Here is a 19,367-nt window from a genome sequence, read left to right on the forward strand (position 1 = left end):
AACCCGCACACCTCCTGAGCCGATGCCGATCAGTACGGTTGCCCGCCGACCACGATGGTGCCCATGTTCCGCAGGGAGGCGGAGTCCGGGTTCCAGTACTCCGAGTGGGCTGCCATCGAGTTTCCGCCGGTGTACCACTCACCTTCGGTTCCGGGGTCGGAGGTGAAGACCTGCGCGCCGAAGTCCTCGTCGACCGGATCGGGGCCGTGGATCAGCGACGGAGTGAGGCCGATCATGTCGTTCTCCGCGGTACTGGCGTAGATGTTGGCGTCGTCCGGCACCCGCAGCTCCGACGCGTGGTTCACTCCGACGCCGGGGCTGCCGATGAGCACGACGTTGTCGACGTCCAGCTTCGCACCGTCTCCCTGCGCCGCGTGACCGATGACGGTCGAACCGTAGCTGTGTCCGATCACCGTGTTGTTCGACCCGCCGCCCTCGTGCGTGGCGCGCAGACCGTCCTGGAAGCCGCGCAGGTCGGCCGCCGCGTCCTCGGCGTAGTGCCTGTTGGTCGCCTGACCGAGGTCCTGCGGCGCGTCGTAGCCGACCCACGTCACGGCCGCGGTCTCGCTTCTGTGGGACTGCCGACGGGCCTCGTCGAGAATCAGTTCTCCGCGGTCCAGTTGCCCGCCGATGCCCGCGAGGTTCGAACCGGTCCCGGGCACGGACGTCACCACGTTGTCCGCGGTGTCCGGATTCCCGGTCGCCACGATGCCGCGGCCGTTGCCCTCGGTGGAGAAGTCGATGAGGTACGACGCCGGCCGGTTCGGGTCCGGCTCACGGTCGAGCCGCTCGTTGATCGCGTCCATGCCGCCCAGCGTCCGGTCCAGCTGTTCGTACTCCCGTTGCTGGTCCGCGCTGCGGTCGCCCCCGAGTGCCTCGAGTTCGGAGCGGCGCGCGTCGAGCTCGGCGTACTCCTCGGCGAAGCGGAGCCGGTTGGCACGGTCCCGATCCTCCACCGGGATGCCGTCCATGCCTCCGATCACGTCGCCGTGCGTGTGGATGGCCGACTCCTGTTCCATCGGCGTCAGCCCGTCCCACCAGCGCTTGATCTCCTCGGGAGACGCGTTGTCACCGGGAAGGTCGCCCGGGGTGATCACGTTGCCGCTGCCGACGGCTTCGAGCTCGAGCCCGGCCGCGGACGGCATGGCCTCGTCCAGCGCCGCCGACGCCACCTGGTCGGCCTCGGCGACCAGCGCGAGCGCGTCGCGGACGACGCCGGTCAGCTCGGCCGCCGTCCGCCGGTCCCGTTCCTTCTCGTCATCGGTGCGGCTGTCGCCAGGCCCGCCGAACCCGGCACGGACCTCGCCGGACTCCGGGTCGATCGAGAGGACGTAGTTCGACTCGACGGTCTCGACCACACCGTTCACCGTGCGCTGGGTCTCGGTGATCGTGTCGGAGAGCTCGCGCAGCTTGGGCGGTATCCGCTCGATGTACTCGGCCGCCTTCTCATAGCCGGCACGGACATCATCGAAGTGGGCGCGGGCCACGTCGGCGGCGTCACCGCGCCAGCCGTCGAGCTCGCCGAGCGCGGCCTTGACGTCGCCCGCGGTGGCGGCGAGCTGTCCGGCGAGCCGGGCCCAGTTGTCGGCGATGTCGTCGAACGCGGCGGCGTCGGCCTCCCGGAGCTGGCGGAAGGACACCACGGCGGTTCAGTTCGCCGAGCTCAGCGGAGGCAGCGACTCGACCACCGCGTGCTCCATCCGCTCGTAGCCGTCCGCGGACTCGCGCAGCAGCCCGCCCGCCATGGCCGTTCGCTTGCCCAGGTCGTCGAGCTGCGACTCCCACAGCGAGGCCAGCGCACCGGCCTTGCCCGTGGTCGCGAAGCCCTGGTTGGCTCCCGCGTGCGGTTCGATTCCGCCGAGGAACTTCGCCGTGGCCTCGCCCGCCTCGTCGGCGAGTTCGACGAATCGCTCTCCCGCGGCCACCAGGCTCCGCGGGTCCACGCCGTAACCGTCCATGGAACCCCCAGTCGATCCCGAACCGGGCAAACGGTAACCAGGGGGACGGTGAACCGGCAACCGGTTCACCGAGATCGGGGACGAGAGCACAAGAAGGGGCGGCCCGCTCAACCAGCCTGGGGGTCACCGGGAGCGGGCCGCCACCTACAAGCTTAAGGAATAACTCCAGGGTTCGCTCCCCGGGGGGCATAACTTGGCCGAGTTGTTTCCTTCAATCAGGCGTTCCGGCTTCGGTGCACCTCCCACACGGGTTGCCGACCTGGCCTTTTCGACCGCTCACCGGCCGAGTGCGGCCCCACCAGGAACCGGTGGACCTCGCGTGATCGTCCAACCTGGCCGTACGGCAGGATGACCACCGCCACAGCGCAGACGACGAGGGGAAACGAGAGGCAGCATGCACGATGGCAGCGGCCGCATCGCGGTACAGAACCTCACCAAACAGTTCGGGGCCGTGACCGCGGTACAGAACCTCAGCTTCACGGTTGAGCCCGGGTCGGTCACCGGGTTCCTCGGCCCGAACGGGGCAGGCAAGACGACGACGTTGCGCATGCTGCTCGGTCTGGTGACGCCCACCGCGGGCGCGGCGACGATCAACGGCAGGCCGCACCACCAGCTCGGCAACCCCGCCAGAGTGGTCGGCGCGGTGCTGGAGAACGAGGGCTTCCACCCCAAGCGCACCGCCCGCAACCACCTCCGCGTGTACGCGGCGGCGATCGGGGTGCCCGACCAGCGCGTGGACGAGATGCTCGGGCTCGTGGGCCTTTCGCCCGCCGCCGACCGCAAGGCGGGCGGGTTCTCGCTCGGTATGCGCCAGCGGCTCGCGCTCGCGACGGCGCTGCTCGGCGACCCGCAGGTGCTCGTGCTCGACGAGCCGTCGAACGGACTCGACCCCGAGGGCATCGCGTGGCTGCGCTCGTTCCTGCGCTCGTTCGCCCAGCAGGGGCGCACCGTGCTGGTGTCGAGCCACCTGCTCTCCGAGGTCGAGCAGACGATCGACCAGGTCGTGATCGTCAGCGCGGGCATGACGCGGTACTACGGCCCGCTGGACCAGCTGCGCGCGAGCCAGCGCTCGCGGGTGCTCGTGCAGCCGGCCGACGCGAACGGTCTCGTCACGGCGCTGCAGGAGGCGGGGCTCAACCAGGTCGAGCCGACGCAGGACGGCCGCGTCGCCGTGTCCGGCGCGACCGTGCAGCAGATCGGTGACATCGCCGCGAAGGCGGGCATCGCCGTGTACGGCATGCAGGAGGAGAAGGCCGACCTCGAGCAGCTGTTCTTCCAGCTCACCAGCCCGCAGTACGGCGCGGGCGCGACGGCCTACCCGCAACAGCAGCCGTACCAGCAGCAACAGGGGTGGAACGCGCCGCCGCCCGGCTACCAGCAACCGGGTCAACCACCGCAGCAGCCGTACCAGCAGACCCCGCCGCCCGGCTTCCAGCAGCAGCCGGGACAGCAGCCGGGGCAGCAGCAGGGCTGGGGAGGTCAGCAGTGATGGGTAACCTGATCAAGGCCGAGATCCGCAAGACGCTGAGCACCAAGAGCTGGTGGGGTCTCATGATCCCCGCGGCGGTCTTCGCGTTCCTGTTCGCGCTCGGCTGGGGCGCGATCACCAACGACCTCAACGACTTCCTCGGCAGCTCCGACGCCGAGGAGCTGGCCGGCCTGCTGGGCGTGCAGCTCGGCGAGCTGCCGGTCGGGCTGCTCTCGCTGGCACACGGCATCAACATCGGCACGATGTTCCCCGTGATCTTCGGTGTCTTCGCGCTGGCCGGCGAGTACAGCAAGAAGACGATCACCACGACGTTCCTCACCGCGCCCAACCGCATGTCGGCGCTGAGCGCGAAGATGTTCACCTACATCGGCTGGGGCGTCGCTTACGGCATCCTCATCGTCGCCTTCGCGAGCCTCGCCACCGTGCTGACGGTGGACGGCCCCGGGCTGCCGACCGCGAGCCAGTGGCTCGGCGTGCTGGGCGCCGGCATCCTCGCTACGACGCTGGCCACGCTGTTCGGCATCGGTGTCGGTGCCGTGTGGAACAGTGTCACCGGCGCCACGATCACGCTGACGATCTGGATGCTCGTCGTCGAGAACGTCCTCGTGTTCGTGTCGTTCGGCTGGTTCGGGATCACCTGGCTCGGCGGCGTGCTGCCGAACGGCACCCTGAACGGCATCGTGGGCGCGATCGGCGCCGAGGCGTTCGGCGCGGCCGGGCTCTCGGTGCCCGGCGAGCTCGACGAGGACCTGCAATGGCTCCTGCAGTACACGGCGGGCGCTCCCGGCGCGTTCTCGTGGTGGGCCGCGGCGTTGATCTTCCTCGCCTGGACGATGCTGTTCTTCATCGGCGGCTGGGCCGCCAACCAGCGCAGGGACATCACCTAAGGAACGAAGGAGGTCGGGAGTGTCCGGCAGAGCGGCGACAACGCTGGACGCTCCCGACCGCAAGGCCGGGTGGATCCGCAGGCTCGCCGCGGCATGCTGGCGGCACCCGGTGCTGGTGGTGCTCTCGCTCGGCGCGGCCATGCTCGGCGTCGGTCTGCAGGCGGCGAGCCCGTTGTTCGTCAAGGTCGCCGTCGACGACGCGGTCGCGGGTGAGACCGGCAGGCTCGGCTGGCTCGCCGCCGCGCTCATCGGCCTGCAGCTGCTGACGTTCGGCAGCGCCTTCGCCCGGCGCTACCTCGGCGGACGGCTCGCCCTCGACGTCCAGCACGACCTGCGCCAGGCCGTGTTCGGCGCGGTGTCCCGCCTCGACGGGGGCAAGCAGGACTCGCTGCGCACCGGCCAGATCGTCTCGCGCGCCATCACCGACCTCCAGCTCGTGACGGGCGTGCTCATGCAGGTGCCGCTCTCGGCGGGCTCGGTGATCTTCGCGGTGCTCGCGCTCGGCTCGATGCTCGTGCTCTCCCCGCTGCTCACGCTCATCGCGCTCGTCGTGGCGCCGGCCGTCGCGATCGTGATCACGGTCAGCAGGCGCAGGCTCTTCCCCGCGACCTGGTCGGCGCAGCAGCGCGCGGCCGACGTGGCGCAGCAGGTGGAGGAGACCGTCACCGGCGTGCGCGTGGTGAAGGGCTTCGGCCAGGAGGACCGGGAGATCGGCAAGCTCTCCGACGCCGCCCGCACCTTGTACCGCGAACGTGTGCGCGCCGCGAAGCTCGCCGCGGTGCCCACCGCCACCACCTCGGCGCTGCCCGCCGCGGGCCAGATCGCCGTGCTCGGCGCGGGCGGGATCATGGCGCTGCACGGGCAGATCAGCCTCGGCACGTTCCTCGCGTTCGCCACCTACGTCTCCGCGCTCATCGGTCCCGCACGGATGCTGGCGAGCCTCGTGGTGCAGGCGCAGCTCACCCGCGCGGGCGCCGAGCGCGTGCACGAGCTCATCGACGCGCAGCCGGAGGTGCGCGAGCGCCCGGACCCCCGGCAACTACCCGACGGCCCGCTCGACGTGCGCCTCGACGGTGTCCGCTTCGGCTACACGCGCAGCGAGCCGGTGCTCGACGGCCTCTCTCTGCACGCCAGACCTGGGGAAACCCTCGCGCTCGTCGGCACCGCGGGCTCGGGCAAGTCCACGATCTCGTTGCTGCTGCCCCGCTTCTACGACGTGCACTCGGGCTCCGTCCACGTCGGCGGGGTCGACGTGCGCGACGCGCGGCTCACCGAGCTGCGCCGCGCGATCGGCGTGGTATTCGAGGAGGCGTTCCTCTTCTCCACCACGGTGCGCGACAACATCGCCTACGGCAGGCCGGACGCGAGCGACGAGGAGGTGGTGGCCGCCGCGAAGGCCGCCGAGGCGCACGAGTTCATCAGCGCCCTGCCCGACGGCTACCACACGCAGGTCGGCGAGCGAGGCCTGACGCTCTCGGGAGGTCAGCGGCAGCGCCTTGGCCTCGCCAGGGCGCTGCTCACCGACCCGAGGGTGCTGGTGCTCGACGACGCGACCTCGGCCGTCGACACCGCGACCGAGGCCGCGATCCACGAAACGCTGCGTGCGGTGACGCGCACCCGCACCACGCTGCTCATCGCCCACCGGCGTTCCACGCTGTCGCTCGCCGACCGCATCGCCGTGCTCGACGCGGGCAGGGTGGTGGACGTCGGGACGGCCGAGGAGCTGGAAGGGCGGTGTGCGCTGTTCCGCGACCTCGTGGGCGGCCCCGGCGAGGACGTCGAGGAGGTGCACAGGCAGGACGTGCTCGTGCGCGACGAGTCGGGCGTCACGCCGCAGCTGTGGCCCGGCCCAGCCGCACACGACGATGTCGACGCGCTCGCAGAGTCGGCCTCGGTCCGGACAACGCAGGCGGCGAGCACCGGCGGCCCCGGTTCGCGGGCGTCGCTCGACCTCCCGCCGACGCCCGAGCTGCTGCGGCGGGTGCGGGAGCTGCCGCCCGCCACCGGTGAGCCGAGGCTCGGCGAGTCCGATCCGAGGGCACCCGATCCCGCGTTCCGGCTTGGCAGGCTGCTGCGGCCCGTCCGCGCCCTGCTGGCCGCGGTGATCACGCTCGTGGCGCTCGACGCGCTCGCCACCATCGCCGTGCCCGCCCTGTACCAACGGGGCGTCGACGACGGCGTGCGGGCGGGAGCGGAGTCCGCGGTGCTGATCGCGGCGGCCGTAGGCGCGCTCGTGATCGCACTCGACTGGCTCGTGATCGCACTGCAGACCAGGCTCACCGCCCGCACCGGCGAGTCCGTGCTGTACCTGCTGCGCGTGCGCAGCTACTCGCACCTGCAACGGCTGGGGCTCGACTACTACGAGCGCGAGCTGGCCGGCCGGATCATGACCAGGATGACCACCGACGTGGACGCGCTGTCGACGTTCTTGCAGACCGGGCTGGCGACGGCCGTGGTCAGCGTGCTCACGCTCGTCGGCATCGGGGGCGCGCTGGTGATCACGGACGCGGGCCTCGCGCTCTACGCCTTCTCGGTGCTGCCGGTGCTCGCGGTGGCGACGGTGATCTTCCGCAGGCTCGCCTCGGCCGCGTACAACGAGGCGCGGGAGCGCGTCAGCGCGGTGAACGCGGACATGCAGGAGAACGTCACCGGGCTGCGGGTCGCGCAGGCGTACACGCGCGAGGAGCGTTCGGCGCGGGACTTCGCCTCGCGCAGCGACGCCTACCGGCGCTCGCGCCTGCGGGCTCAGCGGTACGTGGCGACCTACTTTCCGTTCGTCACCCTGCTTTCCGGGACCGCGGCGGCGATCGTGCTGGTCGCGGGCGCCAACCGGGTCGCCGACGGCACTCTCTCGGTCGGGGTGCTGCTGGCGTTCCTGCTCTACCTGGAGTCGTTCTTCTCGCCGGTTCAGCAGCTGTCGTCGGTGTTCGACGGCTACCAGCAGGCCAAGGTCGGCCTCGGCCGGATCGGCGAGCTGCTGCGCACGCCGACGTCGGTGCCGCCGGCCGAACGGCCCGTCGCCGTGCCCGAGCGGCTGCGCGGCGAGGTGGAGCTGGACGGCGTGCGGTTCGCCTACCCCGGCACCGACGCGCTCGCGCTCGACGACGTGTCACTGCACGTCCCGGCGGGCACCACGGTGGCGCTGGTGGGTGCGACCGGGGCCGGGAAGTCCACTGTGGTCAAACTGGTGGCCCGCTTCTACGACGTCACCGGCGGGGTGGTGCGCATCGACGGCGTCGACGTGCGCGGCTACGACCTGCCGGGCCTGCGCGGCAGGCTCGGCGTGGTGCCGCAGGAGGCGCACCTGTTCTCGGGCACGGTCGCCGACAACGTCCGCTACGGCCGCCCTTCGGCCACCGACGCCGAGGTGGAGGCCGCGGTGCGGTCGGTGGGAGCGATCGAGGGTGTGGCCGCGCTGCCGGCCGGGTTCCACCAGCCGGTCGGCGAGCGCGGGCGTGCTCTCTCGGCGGGGCAGCGCCAGCTCGTCGCGCTCGCCCGCGCGGAGTTGGTGGACCCGGACGTCCTGCTGCTCGACGAGGCCACCGCCGCGCTGGACCCGGCGACCGAGACCGCTGTGCTGAAGGCCACCGAGGCCATCGCCAAGAAACGGACCACCTTCGTGGTGGCCCACCGCCTGGCCACGGCCGCGAGGGCGGACCTCATCGTCGTGCTCGACCACGGCAAGATCGTCGAACAGGGAACCCACGAGGACCTGCTCGCGGCCGGCGGCCACTACGCCCACCTGTGGCGCCTCGGAGAGCCGCCCACCTGACCCGCCCGCGAGTCCCCCGCTCCAGCCCGCGAGTCCCCCGCTCCAGCCCGCGAGTCCCCCGCTCCGGTCCGCGAGTTCCGCATCCGAGCGCCGCACTCGGCGTCGGGAACGGGCAACTCGGCGCCAGGAACGGGCAACTCGACGTCGGGAACGGGGGACTCGCGGGCAGGACGGGGGGACTCGCGAACGGGTGTTCGAGCGCCGTGATCGATCCAGTGAGAAATGCCAACGTCGTGAGGGCTCCGTTGACGGACTTCGATGACGGCGCGACGGGCGAGGGGGTTAGCCTGGTAGGCGCGTAATCGGACAACCAGATCGAGACGGATAGAGGCGAGTCCAAGCCGTGTCCAGCAGCCCTGCGTCACAGTTCGGCCCCAACGAGTGGCTCGTCGAGGAAATGTACGACCAGTTCCTCGCCGACCCCTCCTCAGTAGACGCCGCGTGGCATGACTTCTTTGCTGATTTCAAGCCCACCCAGGCGCAGCCGAAGCCGGACACGGCCACCGCCGAGCGGACGTCCGCCGCCAACGGCCAGGCCACCCCGAAGGCCCCCGCCAAGCCGCAGCAGGCACCGGCCGAGGCGAAGCCCGCCCAGCCCGCGCCCAAGGCCGCCGCCCCCAAGGCGGAGCCGAAGCAGTCCGCGTCCGCGAAGACGGAGTCGAAGCAAGCCGCGCCCGCCAAGGCGACCCCGACGACTCCCGCCGCCGCCAAGTCCGCACCGGCCGCCCCCGCCAAGGCCGAGGAGCCGGAGAGCAAGCCGCTGCGCGGCGCCGCCGCGGCGATCGCCAAGAACATGGACGCCTCGCTGAGCGTCCCCACCGCCACGAGCGTGCGCGCGGTCCCGGCCAAGCTGATGGCCGACAACCGCATCGTCATCAACAACCACCTCAAGCGCACCCGCGGCGGGAAGATCTCGTTCACGCACCTCATCGGCTACGCGATGGTGCGGGCGCTGCACGACTTCCCGAACATGAACCGGCACTACGCGCTGGTCGACGGCAAGCCGCACGCCGTCACACCGGAGCACGTCAACCTCGGCCTCGCCATCGACATGAAGGGCAAGGACGGCGGCCGCACGCTCGTCGTCGCGTCCATCAAGGGCACCGAGAACATGACGTTCCTGCAGTTCTGGCAGGCCTACGAGGACATCGTCAAGAAGGCCAGGAACAACAAGCTCACCGCCGACGACTTCTCCGGCACCACGATCTCGCTGACCAACCCGGGCGGCATCGGCACCAACCACTCGGTGCCGAGGCTGCAGGCCGGTCAGGGCGCGATCATCGGCGTCGGCGCGATGCAGTACCCGGCCCACTTCGAGGGCACCAGCGAGCAGACCCTCGTCGGCCTCGGCGTCAGCAAGATCATGACGCTGACGTCGACCTACGACCACCGCATCATCCAGGGCGCCGAGTCGGGCGAGTTCCTCAAGCGCATCCACGAGCTGCTGCTCGGCGGCGACGGGTTCTACGACGACATCTTCACGTCGCTGCGCCTGCCGTACGAGCCGGTGCGCTGGGTCGAGGACATCCCCGAGGGCGAGATCGACAAGACCGCCCGGGTGCTGGAGCTGATCGACGCCTACCGGATGCGCGGCCACCTGATGGCCGACACCGACCCGTTGAACTACCGCCAGCGCAGGCACGAGGACCTGGACATCCTCAGCCACGGCCTGACCCTGTGGGACCTTGACCGCGAGTTCGCGGTCGGCGGCTTCGCGGGCCAGCAGCGCATGAAGCTGCGCGACGTCCTCGGCGTGCTGCGCGACTCCTACTGCCGCACGGTCGGCGTCGAGTACACCCATATCCTCGACCCCGACGAGCGCCGCTGGATCCAGGAGCGCGTGGAGGTCCCGCACGAGAAGCCCGAGCCCTCGGTGCAGAAGTACGTGCTGTCGAAGCTCAACGCGGCCGAGGCGTTCGAGACGTTCCTGCAGACCAAGTACGTCGGCCAGAAGCGGTTCTCGCTCGAGGGCGGCGAGACCGTGATCCCGCTGCTGGACACGGTGCTGGACAAGGCCGCCGAGCACGAGCTCGACGAGGTCGTCATCGGCATGCCGCACCGCGGTCGCCTGAACGTGCTCGCCAACATCGTCGGCAAGCCGATCTCGCAGATCTTCCAGGAGTTCGAGGGCAACCTCGACCCTGGCCAGGCGCACGGCTCCGGTGACGTGAAGTACCACCTCGGCGCCGAGGGCAAGTACTTCCGCATGTTCGGCGACGGTGAGACGAAGGTCTCACTCACGGCCAACCCGTCGCACCTGGAGACCGTCGACCCGGTGCTCGAGGGCATCGTCCGCGCCAAGCAGGACATCCTCGACAAGGGCGACCGCGCCTCCGGCGGCTTCACCGTGCTGCCCGTGCTGCTGCACGGCGACGCTGCCTTCGCGGGCCAGGGCGTGGTGGCCGAGACGCTGAACCTCGCGCTGCTGCGCGGCTACCGCACCGGCGGCACCGTGCACGTGATCATCAACAACCAGGTCGGCTTCACCACGGCGCCCGAGCACGCCCGCTCGTCGCAGTACGCCACCGACGTCGCGAAGATGATCGGCGCCCCGATCTTCCACGTGAACGGCGACGACCCCGAGGCCGCCTACTGGGTTGCGCGGCTGGCCGTCGACTACCGCCAGGCGTTCAACAAGGACGTCGTGATCGACATGATCTGCTACCGGCGGCGCGGCCACAACGAGGGCGACGACCCCTCGATGACCCAGCCGGCGATGTACGACATCATCGACACGAAGCGCAGCGTGCGGAAGACCTACACCGAGGCGCTCATCGGCCGTGGCGACATCTCCATGGACGAGGCCGAGGCCGCGCTGCGGGACTTCTCCAGCCAGCTGGAGCACGTCTTCAACGAGGTCCGTGAGCTGGAGAAGCACCCGATTGCCCCGAGCCCCTCGGTCGAGGAGGAGCAGCAGGTGCCCGCCAAGGTGCCGACCGCGGTCTCCCGCGAGGTGATCGAGCGGATCGGGGACGCGTTCGTCAACGTCCCGGAGGGCTTCACGCCGCACCCGCGCGTCAAGCCGGTCATGGAGCGGCGGCACAAGATGTCGCGCGAGGGCGGTGTCGACTGGGCGTTCGGTGAGCTGCTCGCTTTCGGCTCGCTGGCGCTCGAGGGCAGGCTGGTGCGCCTGTCCGGCCAGGACTCCCGGCGCGGCACGTTCACGCAGCGGCACTCGGTGCTGATCGACCGCAAGACCGGTCAGGAGTACTCGCCGCTGCAGAACCTGGCCGACCAGCAGGGCCGCGTGATGATCTACGACTCGGCGCTGTCCGAGTACGCGGCGGTGGGCTTCGAGTACGGCTACTCGGTGGCCAACTCCGAGGCGCTCGTGATGTGGGAAGCGCAGTTCGGCGACTTCGTCAACGGCGCGCAGACCGTGATCGACGAGTACATCTCCTCCGGTGAGGCCAAGTGGGGCCAGCTCTCCGACGTCGTGCTGCTCCTGCCGCACGGCCACGAGGGCCAGGGGCCGGACCACACCTCGGGCCGCATCGAACGCTTCCTGCAGCTGTGCGCGGAGGGCTCGATGACCGTGGCGGTGCCGTCCACCCCGGCCAACTACTTCCACCTGCTGCGCCGCCACGCCCTCGACGGCGTCAACCGGCCGCTGATCGTCTTCACCCCGAAGCGCCTGCTGCGCGACAAGAACGTGAAGTCGGGCATCGAGGAGTTCACCGACCAGTCGAAGTTCCTCTCGGTGATCGACGACGGCGGCGTCGATCCGGCCAAGGCCCGTAAGGTGCTGCTGACGTCCGGGAAGATGTACTGGGAGCTGTTCGTCGAGCGCGAGAAGCAGGGAATCGACGACATCGCGATCGTGCGGATCGAGCAGTACTACCCGCTGCCGAAGAAGAAGCTCCTCGCCGCGCTGGAGCGCTACACGGCCGCCAAGCAGGTCGTGTGGGTGCAGGAGGAGCCGGAGAACCAGGGTGGCTGGCCGTTCTTCGGGCTGAACCTGCCGCGCAAGCTGCCTGAGGCGTTCTCGAACCTGCAGGTCGTGGCGCGGCGCCCGATGGCGGCCCCGTCCGCGGGCTCGTCGAAGGTCCACGAGGTGGAGCAGAAGGCCCTCATCGCCAAGGCCTTCGAGTAAGCCGACCCGCCACGATCAGACTGCAGTGAAGGCCACCTTGCCTGCGTTGAACCAACGCAGCGGCGCGCAGCGTCTCCGTTTGGGTGGTGGTGGGAGACGGGTGGGCGCAGGCAAGGTGGCCTTCACTGCGTCTAGGCGAGACCGTTCTCGGCGAGGAAGTCCTCGGCGATATCGAGCGGGTTACGCTTCTGCTCGGTGAACTCGACGTTGAGGTCGGTCAGCTTCTCGGTGGTCAGCGCGGCCGACACCGCGTTGAGCGCCCGCACCTCGCGCTCGCTGAGCGTGCCCTTCGCGACGAACGGCACGATGTTCTGCGCGGGGAACATGTCCTTGTCGTCCTCGAGCGTCACGAAGCCGTTGCTGCGGATCGTCGACGAGGTGCTGAACAGGTCGGCCACCTGCACCTCGTCCGAGCGCAGCGCCTCGACGGTCACCGGGCCGCCCGTGTCGGTGGTGCGGATCTCCTTGAACTCGCAGCCGTAGAGTTCCTTGATCTTGGCCTGCCAGCGGTCGGCCCACTGCCCCGGCCCGCCGAACACCAGCTCGCCGCAGCGGGGCGCGAGGTCGGAGACCGTGCGGATGCCCTGGTCGGCCAGTTCCTTACGGACCACCATCTCGTCGCTGTTCTCGGCCGGGGCCGCCTCGAGCACCTCGAACTGCTCCGGCAGCTTCTGCCGCAGCTCGGCGTGCACCTCCTCGGGCGTGGTCGCCTGGCTGTTCTCGTCGAAGTACTGCAGCAGGTTGCCGCTGTACTCGGGCACGAGCGACAGTGAGCGGTCTTCGAGCGCCTTGACCACCACCTCGCGCCCACCGACCGGCGGACGCACGGTGACGTTCTCGGCTCCGGCGTTGCGCAGGGCACCCGCGTAGATCTGGGCGAGCAGCAGGCTCTCCCCGACGTCCGAGGCGCCGATGATGATCTCTCCGCTTGGCCCGCCCTCGGCGCCGCCCTCCAGTGGGTTGCCGCACGCGGTTGCCAGCAGGCCCACCGCCGCGACCATCGCGAGCAGTCGCCCCCTCATGCCGACACCTCCTTCTTCGCGCCCGCCTCGGCGAGCCGAACGCCCCGGGGCACCAGCGCCCGCTGGACGGCGGCGAGCACGACGTCGAGCACGATCGCGAGCAGCGCGGTGAGAATGGCGCCCGCCGCGACCTCGCCGTAGTCCAGAATGGCCAGTCCGTCGAGCAGGTACCGGCCGAGGCCGCCGAGGCCCACATACGCCGCGACCGCCGCCGTGGCCACGAGCTGGAGCACGGCGTTGCGCACACCGCCGAGCACGAGCGGCAGCGCGATCGGCACCTCGATCTGCCACAGCCGCTGCCCGCCGCGCATGCCCATGCCCTCGGCGGCGTCGACCACCGCGCGGTCCACCGCCTGCAGCCCGGCGTAGGTGCCGGCGAGGATCGGCGGGATCGCGAGCACGACGAGCCCGATGATCGCGGCGACGTCGCTGTCGGTGAACAGCAGGAACAGAAAGGTCACCAGACCCAGCGTCGGCAGGGCGCGGATGACGTTGCCGCTGCCGACGAGCAGCACCCCGCCGCGTCCGGTGTGGCCGACGTAGAGCCCGATCGGCACGGCGATGACCGAAGCGAGGACGAGCGCGAGGAGCACGTAGCCGAGGTGCTGGAGCACCCGGGTCGGCACGCCGTCCGCGCCCTGCCAGTTGGCCGAGCTGGTGAACCAGTCGATGATCTCGCCGATCACACGGCCACCTCCGTCCTCACCGGGGCCGTCGTGCGGTCCCACGGGGTCAGCAGCCGACGCGACAGCACCAGCAGCAGGTCGACGACCAGAGCCAGCAGCAGCGTGAGCACGATCCCGACCACGATCGGAGAGAAGTACTCCCGCTGGAATCCGTCGGTGAACAGCACGCCGAGCCCGCCGACGCCGATCAGCGCGCCGACGCTGACGAGGCTGATGTTGCTCACGCTCGCGACGCGCACCCCGGCCGCGAGCACCGGTACCGCGAGCGGCAGCTCGACGGTCAGGAACCGCCGCGCGGGCCGGTAGCCCATCGCGGTCGCCGAGGCGATGACGGCGGGCGGCACGGCGTCCAGCGCGTCGAGCACGGGCCGGACGAGCAGCGCAGCGGTGTAGAGGGTCAGCGCCACGACGACGTTGATGCTGTCGAGCATCTTCGTGCCGATGAGGCTGGGGATCATGACGAACAGCGCGAGCGAGGGAATGGTGTAGACGAGGTTCGCCAGCACGAGGGTGACGCCCCTCGCGCGCGGCCAGGCCCGGCCGAGCCAGCCGATGGCGATCGCGAGGACGATTCCGAGCACGAGCGGCAGCAGCGCGAGGTAGCAGTGCTCGGCGAGGGTGTCGACGATCTGCTCGCGGTTGCTGGCGCTGCCGAGGTACTGCCCGAGCTCGTCGAAGAAGCTCACCGCGTCACCCCCTGCGGATGGTTCTCGATCACGTCGAGCACCTGCCTCGCGGTGACCACGCCGATCGCCTTGCCGTCGGCGTCCACCACCACACCGAGGCTCGCGGGCGACGACAGCGCCGCGTCGAGCGCGCCGCGGATCGGAGTTCCCTGCTGGTACAGCGATCCGCCCGCCAACAGGTCCGATTCGGAGAGATCACCGTCCACTGTGGACGACGGCGGCAGCCAGCCGCGCGGCTCACCCTCGTCGTTCACGGCGAGCCGCCAGTCCGTGCTCTCCCCCGGCGCGCTGCCGACCCGCACGGTCGGCACGTCCTCGACGAGCACGTCGCCCGCGGAAAGGAACGACAGGCCGCGGTAGCCGCGGTCCTTGCCGACGAACCCCGCGACGAAGTCGTCGACGGGGTGCCGCAGCACGTCGGCCGGGGTGCCGTACTGCGCGAGCCTGCCGCCGACGCGCAGCACGGCCACCTTGTCGCCGAGCCGCACCGCCTCGTCGATGTCGTGGGTGACGAACACGATCGTCTTGCCGAGCTGCGACTGAAGGCGCAGCAGCTCGTCCTGCAGACCCTCGCGCACCACCGGGTCGACGGCCGAGAACGGCTCGTCCATGAGCAGCACGGGCGAGTCGGCCGCGAGCGCGCGGGCGACGCCGACGCGCTGCTGCTGCCCGCCGGAGAGCTGTGCGGGGTAGCGCTTGCCGAGCTCGGCCGGAAGGCCGACGGTCTCCAGCAGCTCGGCGGCCCGCTCGCGCGCCTTTCGCTTCTCCCAGCCGGAAAGCAGCGGCACCGTGGCGACGTTGCTCAGCACCGTCCGATGTGGAAAGAGGCCGGCGTGCTGGATGACGTAGCCGATGCCCCGGCGCAGCAGCGCAGGGTCGGAGTCGCGGACATCGGCGCCGTCAAGCAGGATCGTGCCGGACGTCGGCTCCACCATCCGGTTGATCATCCGCAGGGAGGTGGTCTTGCCACAGCCGGAAGGACCGACGAAGACGGTGATGGTGCCGTCCTCGATGGTCAGGTTCAGATCGTCGACGGCAACGGTGCCGTCCGGGTATTTCTTCGTGACGCCGCGGAACTCGATTCCCATAGCCCACTCCCCTCTGGACGGACCCGCCCGACCGTAGTCGAGATCGGCCGCGAAGGCACGGCGTTCCAGCATCTAGGCTGACCTCGTGACTTCCCCGCTCGACGCCTTCGGCGTGCAGGCCAGGCCGCTCCGGCTCGCCGTCTCCCTCCTCGCGCACGGCTGGCAGGAGTTCGACGAGCTGGTGCGTGCGACGGCGGAGCCGAGGCGCGGCGTGGAGGAGCTGCTGGCCGCGTTCGGCGGCGACCTCGAACGCGAGGGCACCGCCGTGCGGCTGCGACCCGATGCGGTGCCGCGCTACCGGGAGCTGGCCGGTGAGCCCGCGGAGCCGGGCAACCTGCTCGCCGCCATGGAGGCGGCGATCGCGGACGTGCCGCCGCCGTTGCCCGCGCTCGACCACGTGCAGGCGACGCCCGAGACCGTGGTGGCGAGGGCCCGCTGGCTCGACGAGCAGTACGACCTGCGCCGCACTCGCCTGACGTTCGTCGGCGACCACGACCTCACGTCACTGGCGGTGCACACGCTGCGCCCCGAGGCCCGGCTGACGGTGGTCGACGTCGATGACCGGATCCTCGAATACCTCGACCGGCGCAGCGAGCGCTCCATTCGCACGGTGCACACGGACCTGAGGTTCGGGCTGCCGCTCGCGGTGGCCGGGATGGCGGACGTCGTGTTCAGCGATCCGCCCTACACGCCGGAGGGCATGGGCCTGTTCGCCGCCCGTGGCATCGAGTGCCTCGCTGACCCGCCGGAGGGACGTCTGGTGCTCGCCTACGGCTACAGCCCTCGGCACCCGGCCCTCGGGCACCAGGCACAGCGGGCGCTGCTCTCGCTCGGGCTCGCGTTCGAGGCGATCGTCCCCGCGTTCCATCGGTACGCGGGCGCACAGGCGATCGGCAGCGCGGCTGACCTCTACGTCTGCCAGCCCACCGCGCGGGCCCGCAAGAAGGGCAAGGGCAAACAGCAGGGCATCTACACGCACGGCCCGCAGTCGGTGGAGGCGCGCAGAACCCCGGCGGCGTTGCTGGACGCGCTCGTCGCGCTCGCGGCCGAGACCGGCCAGGACGTGACCGTTCGCGACGCCGACTGGACGAGGCCGGCCACCGTGCCCGACGGCACTGCCGTGGCCGTGGACCTCACCGCCGACCCCGGTCCGTGGCTCGCCCGCGTACTGCTGGGCGTGAACGCCGAACGCGTCGCGCTCCTGGTGCCGAACGCGCACCCCGACCTCGGCGACGCCCGCTCACAGCGGGCGCTCACGGACCTGGTCGCGCCGAAGTACCGGCTGCGCCTGCTGCGCAGCACGCCCGACAACAAGCACGCCGTGGTGATCGCCGACGCGGAGCCCGGGAACACGAACGCGGCCGTGCGCGCGGTCTGGACCCGCGCACACGGCCGCGTCGGCAACCTCTGGCCGCAGGCACCCGCCGACATCGCGGACCTGCGGCTCATCGACCTGCCCAGGCACCGGATCGCGGAGATCCGGGCGGCACTGGGCTGAGGGCGCTGAGGACTACACCGTCACACCGTCCGACTCCGCGGCCTTGGCCACCGCGGCGGCCACCTCGGCGGCGACCCTCGGGTCGAGCGGGCTCGGCACGATGTGGTCGGCGGCGAGCTTGTCGGCGGCCACCGACGCGATCGCGTCGGCCGCGGCGAGCTTCATGTTCTCCGTGATCGACCGCGCACCGGAGTCGAGCGCGCCCTTGAACACGCCGGGGAACGCCAGCACGTTGTTGATCTGGTTCGGGAAGTCGCTGCGCCCGGTCGCCACGACCGACGCGTACTTCGCGGCGACGTCCGGGTGCACCTCCGGGTCCGGATTGGACAGTGCGAACACGACCGAGTCGCCTGCCATCGTGGCGAGCAGGCTCTCGTCGATGGTCGAGCTGGAGAGGCCGATGAACACGTCGGCGCCCTCGAGCGCCTCGGCGAGGCCACCGCGCAGCCCGGCGGCGTTCGTGGTCTCCGCGAGCTGCTCCTTGATCGGGTTCAGCCCGCCCCGGCCCGCGTGGACGATGCCCTTCGAGTCCAGCACCGTGACGTCGCCGACACCGGCGGCCTGCAGGATCCGGGTGCACGCCACCCCTGCGGCGCCCGCGCCGGAGATCACCACGCGCTGGTCGGCGATCGCGCGGTCGAGCACCATGTTCGCGCCGCGCAGCGCGGCCAGCACCACGATCGCGGTCCCGTGCTGGTCGTCGTGCATCACCGGGCAGTCGAGCGCGGCCTTGAGCTTGTCCTCCAGCTCGAAGCAGCGAGGGGCCGAGACGTCCTCCAGGTTCACCGCGCCGAACGAAGGACGCAGGCGCACGAGCGTCTCGACGATCTCGTCGACGTCGGTGGTGTCGAGCACCAGCGGGATCGAGTCCAGCCCGGCGAAGGTCTTGAAGAGCACCGACTTGCCCTCCATCACCGGCAGCGACGCGCTCGGCCCGATGTCGCCGAGGCCGAGTACCGCGGTGCCGTCGCTGACCACCGCGACGAGCCGGTCGGCCCACGTGTAGCGCTTCGCGAGCGCGGCGTCCTCCGCGATCGCGCGGCTGACCTTGGCTACTCCGGGGGTGTAGGCGATGGAGAGGTCACGCGCTTGCGTGATGGGTCGGGTGGTGGTCACCGAGAGCTTGCCGCCCTCGTGACCACCGAAGATCTCGTCGTCGCTCACCTGAGCTTGGGACACGTCAATCTCCAGGGCTGAAAATTCAGGGGATCGCCGCACGGCGTCCCCAGCTGTGTTGGGCTCCTCGGTCCCGGCTGACCGGCGCGGTAGCGCCGCCTTTCCGGGCGAGGCGTCCGTCGAGGCCCGTGGTCGAGGCTGTGCCGCGGACGCGGCGGTTCGCTCAGTGTGACAGGCCGGACCGGGTCATGGGCGCAGGGGTGCGGTTGAGATCACAGAATTTGCCGGATCTGCCCTGGTCAGACGGGTAACAGCAAGACGACCGTCCGGCTTGGGATATGGCGGCTAAGCTGCGCGGCATGGATGTGCGCGAGCTGGCGGTGCGGGACGCCTACGAGTTCGTCCCCCCTCGTTTTCCTGATCAACGCGGACTTTTCGTCGCGCCGTTCCAGGAGCCCGCGTTCCTCAAGGCCGTCGGGCACCCGCTCACGGTGGCGCAGACCAACCACAGCGTGTCCAGGAAGGGCACGATCAGGGGAATCCACTTCGCCGACACTCCGCCGGGTCAGGCCAAGTACGTCTACTGCCCGAGGGGCTCGCTGCTCGACGTGATCGTCGACCTGCGGGTGGGCTCGCCCACGTTCGGGCAGTGGGACGCCGTCCGCCTCGACAGCACCGGGTTCCACGCCGTCTACGTCGCCGAGGGCCTCGGCCACGGCTTCGTCGCGCTCGAGGACGACACGGCCATGGCGTACCTGTGCTCGACCGGCTACAACCCGGGGAGCGAGCACGGCATCACGCCGCTCGACCCTGAGCTGGGCCTGCCGTGGCCCGCCGAGCTCGAGTTCATTCTGTCCGAAAAGGACTCCAGCGCGCCCACGCTGGCCGAGGCCAGGGACGCGGGACTGCTTCCGGACTACTCCGCCTGCCGAGCCCGCTACGCCCAGCTGCGCGCGAACGGCTAGACCCACCCGCAGTGAAGGCCACCTTCACTGCGTTGACCGCAGTGAAGGATGCTCCTATAGAGGTCAAGTGGTGAGGTTGGCGAGGTCGGCTTGGATGGCGTGGTAGG

At 70.6% G+C, this 19,367-nt stretch carries 13 protein-coding genes; 6 read left to right on the forward strand and 7 right to left on the reverse strand.

Going from position 1 to position 19,367, the window contains the following annotated elements:
• Nucleotides 1-29: 29 nt before the first annotated feature.
• Entirely contained in the window at nucleotides 30-1,643 is a 1,614-nt protein-coding gene (locus FCN18_RS29845; protein ID WP_137096663.1) for an alpha/beta hydrolase, read from the reverse strand.
• Between the two features lie 6 nt (nucleotides 1,644-1,649).
• Nucleotides 1,650-1,943 carry a hypothetical protein gene (locus tag FCN18_RS29850; protein ID WP_228714192.1) on the reverse strand — a complete coding sequence of 98 codons (294 nt, stop codon included), beginning with the start codon at nucleotides 1,941-1,943 and terminating at the stop codon, nucleotides 1,650-1,652.
• Between the two features lie 409 nt (nucleotides 1,944-2,352).
• Here FCN18_RS29850 and FCN18_RS29855 point away from each other — a divergent pair, with 409 nt between their 5' ends.
• The 4 genes from FCN18_RS29855 to FCN18_RS29875 all read left to right on the forward strand — a co-directional run bounded on the left by FCN18_RS29855 (nucleotide 2,353) and on the right by FCN18_RS29875 (nucleotide 12,199).
• Nucleotides 2,353-3,447 (forward strand): ABC transporter ATP-binding protein, encoded by a 1,095-nt coding sequence (locus FCN18_RS29855; RefSeq protein ID WP_137096664.1) that lies wholly within the window; start codon nucleotides 2,353-2,355, stop codon nucleotides 3,445-3,447.
• On the forward strand, nucleotides 3,447-4,334 hold the full coding sequence (locus tag FCN18_RS29860; protein ID WP_112271000.1) for an ABC-2 transporter permease: 888 nt from the start codon (nucleotides 3,447-3,449) through the stop codon (nucleotides 4,332-4,334). The genes FCN18_RS29855 and FCN18_RS29860 overlap by 1 nt, the downstream gene beginning before the upstream one ends.
• 19 nt (nucleotides 4,335-4,353) lie before the next feature.
• Nucleotides 4,354-8,106: an ABC transporter ATP-binding protein gene (locus FCN18_RS29865; protein ID WP_206078005.1), complete on the forward strand. Its 3,753-nt coding sequence runs from the start codon at nucleotides 4,354-4,356 to the stop codon at nucleotides 8,104-8,106.
• A 397-nt stretch (nucleotides 8,107-8,503) separates the two neighbouring features.
• Nucleotides 8,504-12,199: a multifunctional oxoglutarate decarboxylase/oxoglutarate dehydrogenase thiamine pyrophosphate-binding subunit/dihydrolipoyllysine-residue succinyltransferase subunit gene (locus tag FCN18_RS29875; protein WP_407675801.1), complete on the forward strand. Its 3,696-nt coding sequence runs from the start codon at nucleotides 8,504-8,506 to the stop codon at nucleotides 12,197-12,199.
• Between the two features lie 131 nt (nucleotides 12,200-12,330).
• Here FCN18_RS29875 and FCN18_RS29880 read toward each other — a convergent pair whose 3' ends face one another.
• The 4 genes from FCN18_RS29880 to FCN18_RS29895 are packed head-to-tail and all read right to left on the reverse strand — an operon-like array spanning nucleotide 12,331 to nucleotide 15,681.
• Nucleotides 12,331-13,221: an ABC transporter substrate-binding protein gene (locus FCN18_RS29880; protein WP_137096666.1), complete on the reverse strand. Its 891-nt coding sequence runs from the start codon at nucleotides 13,219-13,221 to the stop codon at nucleotides 12,331-12,333.
• Complete coding sequence (locus FCN18_RS29885) at nucleotides 13,218-13,907, reverse strand: ABC transporter permease (RefSeq protein ID WP_137096667.1); 690 nt, start codon at nucleotides 13,905-13,907, stop codon at nucleotides 13,218-13,220. The genes FCN18_RS29880 and FCN18_RS29885 overlap by 4 nt, the downstream gene beginning before the upstream one ends.
• Nucleotides 13,904-14,593: an ABC transporter permease gene (locus FCN18_RS29890; RefSeq protein ID WP_137096668.1), complete on the reverse strand. Its 690-nt coding sequence runs from the start codon at nucleotides 14,591-14,593 to the stop codon at nucleotides 13,904-13,906. The genes FCN18_RS29885 and FCN18_RS29890 overlap by 4 nt, the downstream gene beginning before the upstream one ends.
• Nucleotides 14,590-15,681: an ABC transporter ATP-binding protein gene (locus FCN18_RS29895; RefSeq protein ID WP_137096669.1), complete on the reverse strand. Its 1,092-nt coding sequence runs from the start codon at nucleotides 15,679-15,681 to the stop codon at nucleotides 14,590-14,592. The genes FCN18_RS29890 and FCN18_RS29895 overlap by 4 nt, the downstream gene beginning before the upstream one ends.
• 85 nt (nucleotides 15,682-15,766) lie before the next feature.
• Between FCN18_RS29895 and FCN18_RS29900 the strand changes: the two genes are divergently transcribed.
• On the forward strand, nucleotides 15,767-17,179 hold the full coding sequence (locus tag FCN18_RS29900; protein WP_228714193.1) for a bis-aminopropyl spermidine synthase family protein: 1,413 nt from the start codon (nucleotides 15,767-15,769) through the stop codon (nucleotides 17,177-17,179).
• Between the two features lie 12 nt (nucleotides 17,180-17,191).
• Here FCN18_RS29900 and FCN18_RS29905 read toward each other — a convergent pair whose 3' ends face one another.
• Nucleotides 17,192-18,358 (reverse strand): NAD(P)-dependent malic enzyme, encoded by a 1,167-nt coding sequence (locus FCN18_RS29905; RefSeq protein ID WP_206078006.1) that lies wholly within the window; start codon nucleotides 18,356-18,358, stop codon nucleotides 17,192-17,194.
• A gap of 296 nt (nucleotides 18,359-18,654) precedes the next feature.
• On the opposite strand from FCN18_RS29905, the gene FCN18_RS29910 reads away from it, so the two are divergent.
• Nucleotides 18,655-19,260, forward strand: a complete 606-nt coding sequence (locus FCN18_RS29910) for a dTDP-4-dehydrorhamnose 3,5-epimerase family protein (RefSeq protein WP_137096670.1) — start codon at nucleotides 18,655-18,657, stop codon at nucleotides 19,258-19,260.
• The last annotated feature ends 107 nt before the right edge of the window (nucleotides 19,261-19,367 follow it).

Source organism: Prauserella endophytica (assembly GCF_005146945.1).
GTDB lineage: Bacteria > Actinomycetota > Actinomycetes > Mycobacteriales > Pseudonocardiaceae > Prauserella_A > Prauserella_A endophytica.

What these genes read in the sequence shown, in the direction of transcription:
- FCN18_RS29855 (WP_137096664.1), top strand. Translation starts at nt 2,353, where the DNA reads ATGCACGATGGCAGCGGCCGCATCGCGGTACAGAACCTCACCAAACAG.
- FCN18_RS29860 (WP_112271000.1), top strand. Translation starts at nt 3,447, where the DNA reads ATGGGTAACCTGATCAAGGCCGAGATCCGCAAGACGCTGAGCACCAAG.
- FCN18_RS29875 (WP_407675801.1), top strand. Translation starts at nt 8,504, where the DNA reads ATGTACGACCAGTTCCTCGCCGACCCCTCCTCAGTAGACGCCGCGTGG.
- FCN18_RS29880 (WP_137096666.1), bottom strand. Translation starts at nt 13,221, where the DNA reads ATGAGGGGGCGACTGCTCGCGATGGTCGCGGCGGTGGGCCTGCTGGCA.
- FCN18_RS29895 (WP_137096669.1), bottom strand. Translation starts at nt 15,681, where the DNA reads ATGGGAATCGAGTTCCGCGGCGTCACGAAGAAATACCCGGACGGCACC.
- FCN18_RS29910 (WP_137096670.1), top strand. Translation starts at nt 18,655, where the DNA reads ATGGATGTGCGCGAGCTGGCGGTGCGGGACGCCTACGAGTTCGTCCCC.